3 protein-coding genes and 1 pseudogene are annotated in these 4253 nt (G+C 47.2%); 3 read left to right on the forward strand and 1 reads right to left on the reverse strand.

All coding sequences use genetic code 11. The features are described from left to right. A pseudogene (locus tag RMO84_RS01150) lies at positions 1 to 281 on the forward strand (hypothetical protein); the annotation flags it as partial. Positions 282 to 444: 163 nt separating this feature from the next. Here RMO84_RS01150 and RMO84_RS01155 read toward each other — a convergent pair. After that, complete coding sequence (locus RMO84_RS01155) at positions 445 to 1287, reverse strand: universal stress protein (protein WP_310486604.1); 843 nt, start codon at positions 1285 to 1287, stop codon at positions 445 to 447. A gap of 253 nt (positions 1288 to 1540) precedes the next feature. Here RMO84_RS01155 and RMO84_RS01160 point away from each other — a divergent pair, with 253 nt between their 5' ends. Together RMO84_RS01160 and sir are read left to right on the forward strand one after the other, a co-directional pair. After that, positions 1541 to 2272 (forward strand): HAD family hydrolase, encoded by a 732-nt coding sequence (locus RMO84_RS01160; protein WP_310486605.1) that lies wholly within the window; start codon positions 1541 to 1543, stop codon positions 2270 to 2272. A 409-nt stretch (positions 2273 to 2681) separates the two neighbouring features. Next, positions 2682 to 4253: sulfite reductase, ferredoxin dependent (gene sir / locus RMO84_RS01165; RefSeq protein WP_310486606.1), on the forward strand; the 1572-nt coding region annotated here is incomplete at its 3' end.

Raw genomic sequence — 4253 nt, forward strand, 5'->3', positions numbered from 1 at the left:
TATTTCGGTTGCTTTCCTTCCTTCAGGCGGGTATTCACCTATGTGTTTATCTAGCAGCTTTTATCGAGCTGATTATGATTGAAGCTGGCGGATATCATGATGTGAGCATCATCCGCTTTTTGGGCATCACACTTGTTTCTATGCCATTGTTTGCGATCGCGTGGCGACTGATTCAATTTAGCTTGAAGCTATCCAAACGACAAAGGTTTTGGGGCTATTGCTTTCATTTTATGAATTTGTTATGGAGTATGGCGATCGTCAAGCTAAGTTATTTTATGTAGATTATGATAGCTAGAAATAAAAAAGTAGGGGTAATGTCTTGTCTTGCTGTACCGTCGGGAAACCCGACGAGCGCAAGCCGCTGTCTTGTCTCTTTTCCATGGTCGGGGAACCCGACCGGAAAGAGACGCTTCATGAATTACCCCTACTTTTTTATTTCTAGCATCAAGCAATCGATCGATTCAACAAGACCGGACAAGGAGCTTTAACCCGCACATAGTCAGATAGCGAATTACCGAGCAACCGCTCTAAATCTGGTAGGTTTTTGGCGATCGATGGCCGACGTTCTGGCGAACCTAAGACGATCAGATCGGCATTAAATTCCTCAGCCGCCTTGCAGATCTCTTTGCCTGGATCGCCGACGCCCAAGATACATTTATAGGCGACACCTTGTCTTTTAGCTTCGGCAACTGCTGTTGCAAAAACTGGATCTTGTTCGGGATTAACTGGGATATCAGTAGATTTACGATCGGCTTTAACGTGCATCAACATTAATTGACTACCTTTAATATCGCGCAAGAACGAAAGGGCTAATTTTAGCGATGCTTGCGCCGTGCTGGAGTTATTATATCCCAGCATGATTTTGGAAATCCGTTTGGTATCGACGTCATCTTTAACCAATAACATCGGCTGCGAAGTCAGTTGGAAAACATACTGACTGACAGAATTAGATAGAATCGATTCCAAACGATTGAGTCCGCGCGAACCCATAATAATTAGATCGGAATTTTCTTCCTCGGCAACCTGACAAACGGTATCTTTGGGATCGCCTTGTTTGAGTCGGACATTGACTTTAGCCGGATCGAGCTTGAGATATTCGATCGCATCGGCTAAGATTTTACCGCCCGCAGTCAGCTTTTCCGACATCAGTTCGGCAGTTACTTGGGGCGCGACGACATGCAAGATAGTAACGTTTGCCCCTTGAATGATGGGAATTTCCATCAGCATCTTGAGCATTTGTTCGCATTTACCCAAGCCAGCGACGGCAATTAAAATATTTTGAATCATAGAGCTATTATCCTAATTCTTAAATTTAGCTGGTAGTGAGATGGGGTTTAACACCTCGACAATCGATCGATTTAACTTGTCAGGGATTAATTATTGTCGAACGGTCGTTAAAAGTTTTGTTATATTATCGATTCTGCACTGTGGCGATCCCCGCATCTTAGCGATCGCAATATTATTTATTATTTAATCGTCCCAAGCGTTAGGGATACAGGATAATTATGGAATTGCGTTAGGTTCTCTATCCTCATCTGCCATGCTTGCGATCGACTGTCTCGGCCACAAATTTACTGATATTCAAGCCATTATTTTTGATAAAGACGGCACCCTGGAAGACTCTGGCGACTATCTCCGCAATCTCGCCCAAAAACGCGCGCGCCTGATCGATGCCCAAATTCCAGGGGTGGGAGAACCGCTGCTGATGGCTTTTGGCGTCACCGACAAGGGTTTAGATCCAGCTGGATTACAAGCAGTGGGCAGTCAATATGAAAATGAAATTGCGGCGGCGGCTTATATTGCCGAAACGGGTAGAGGCTGGAGTGAGGCTCTCGAAATTGTCAGAGGCGCATTCGATGAAGTCGATCGCGTGATGGAATCTACTCCCAATGCCATGTTTCCGGGCTGTCAAGCCGCGATCGAGTCTTTGGCAAGTACGGGGCTAAAATTGGGCATCGTCTCTGCTGCTACTACCAGCCAAGTCGTCAAATTTGCCCACTATCACAAGTTACAGCCTTATTTTCAGGTGCTTTTAGGCTCCGATCTCCAATTCGCCAAACCCGATCCGCGCTTATTTCAATTCGCGTGTCAGGAACTTGGAGTAAATCCCGCACAAACCTTGATGGTTGGCGATAGTACCTGGGATATGTCCATGGCCAAAAAAGGCGGTGCCGCAGGTTGTATCGGCATCTCCTGGGGTCGATTCAGTCAATCGATTCCGCTGTCAAATGTGACGATCGAGCATTTATCTCAGCTACAAATTAGCCAGTAGCAGCTCCTATAATTGAGATCCGCCCTAACCCAGCACCCACAATGGTTAAAACATTTTCCCAGCCTCTGCTTATCCCCCCACTAGAGAATAGCGACAGGCTCACTCGCTACGCATTTGGGTACCAGTTGTCGCAAGTAGGTGAGTAATTTCGATCGAATCGCTATTAAATTCCAGTACTCTCGATCGACCTAAAATTGCCAAACGTGTTTCGATCGAGACAAGACGAACTTGGCAACATCAGTGGCGGTTGCTAACCGTCAGGGTTGAGGATCGGGAACCTCGACATTTATTTTAGAATTCCTACCGAAATGGCGAATCTGATGAGCGTTAAAATAAATAGACTATGGATCTAAGTGACTTAGGTTTGCTATAGACTAGATCCTCGCCTGCAAGTATCCCTAAACTCAGTATGGTTAACACTTCCAACCCCAAAAAGCTCGCAAAAGTAGAACATTTAAAGACAGATAGTCACTATCTACGGGAACCTGTTGCCAGCGAGCTACTCCTCGATACAAATTATTTCACGGAAGACGCAATTCAGATCCTCAAATTTCACGGATCTTATCAGCAGGATAATCGGGATAATCGCGTCAAAGGTGAAGAAAAAGATTATCAAATGATGCTGCGGACGCGCAATCCCGGCGGCTTTATCCCGCCCCAATTGTACTTGGCACTCGATCGATTGGCGAGCGACTACGGGAACGAAACCATCCGCGCGACTACTCGCCAAGGTTTTCAGATGCATGGGATTCTTAAGAAAAATCTCAAACCAGCTATTGCCGCGATCGTCCATAACATGGGTTCTACCCTCGGTGCGTGCGGTGACTTGAACCGGAACGTGATGGCACCCCCAGCCCCCTTCAAAAACAAGCCTGAGTACGTCAATGCTTGGGCTTATGCCGATCGAATCGCCGATCTGCTCACGCCCCAATCAGGTGCGTATTATGAAGTGTGGTTGGATGGAGAAAAAGCCATCAGTGGCGAACCCGCACCAGAAGTCAAAGCGGCATTAGCAACCGATCGCAACCATACAATTTTCCCTGGAGATCTAGAACCACTGTATGGGATGCAATATATGCCCCGCAAATTTAAAATTGCGGTGACAGTTCCCGGCGATAACTCGACCGATATCTTCTCCCAAGATTTAGGTTTGGTCATTATTTCTGACGACAAAGGCGAAGTATTAGGCTTTAATGTCTATGCTGGGGGAGGGTTAGGACGCACCCATAATAAAGAAGAAACATTCGCCCGCATTGCCGATCCGATCGGTTATGTACCCAAAGATGATATCTACGATCTAGTTAAAGCGATCGTCTCTACTCAACGTGATTATGGCGATCGTACCAACCGCCGTCACGCGCGGATGAAGTACCTGATTCACGATTGGGGCGTAGCTAAATTTACCGCCAAAGTCGAAGAATATTACGGCAAAAAGATCGAGCCGCTCAAGCAACTTCCCGCTTTCCGATATTTAGACTTTTTAGGTTGGCACGAACAAGGCGACGGGAAAGTATTCCTCGGTATTTCCGTTGTCAACGGACGGATCAAAGACGAGGGCGACTTTAAACTCCGCACCGCGTTGAGAGAAATCGTGCAGAAGTATCAAATCCCGATGCGCGTCACGCCCCATCAAAACGTATTGATTTACGATATCGATCCAGCAGATCGAGATAACATTCATAAAATCCTGCTCGACAATGGCATCGAACCAGATCCCCTCAACATCGATCCCCTCGTCCGCTACTCGATGGCGTGCCCAGCCCTGCCTACCTGCGGTCTAGCCGTCACCGAATCCGAGCGCGTGGCACCCAGCGTCAACGAGCGTTTTCGTGTCCTCCTGGACAAATTAGGCTTACCTGACGAGCCATTTGTCATCCGCATGACTGGCTGCCCCAATGGTTGCGCGCGTCCCTACATGGCGGAAGTCGGCTTTGTCGGTAGTTTCCCCGAAAGTTATCAAGTGTGGCTGGCTGGTTGTCCT

It is taken from the genome of Chamaesiphon sp. VAR_69_metabat_338 (assembly GCF_031423935.1).
GTDB lineage: Bacteria > Cyanobacteriota > Cyanobacteriia > Cyanobacteriales > Chamaesiphonaceae > Chamaesiphon.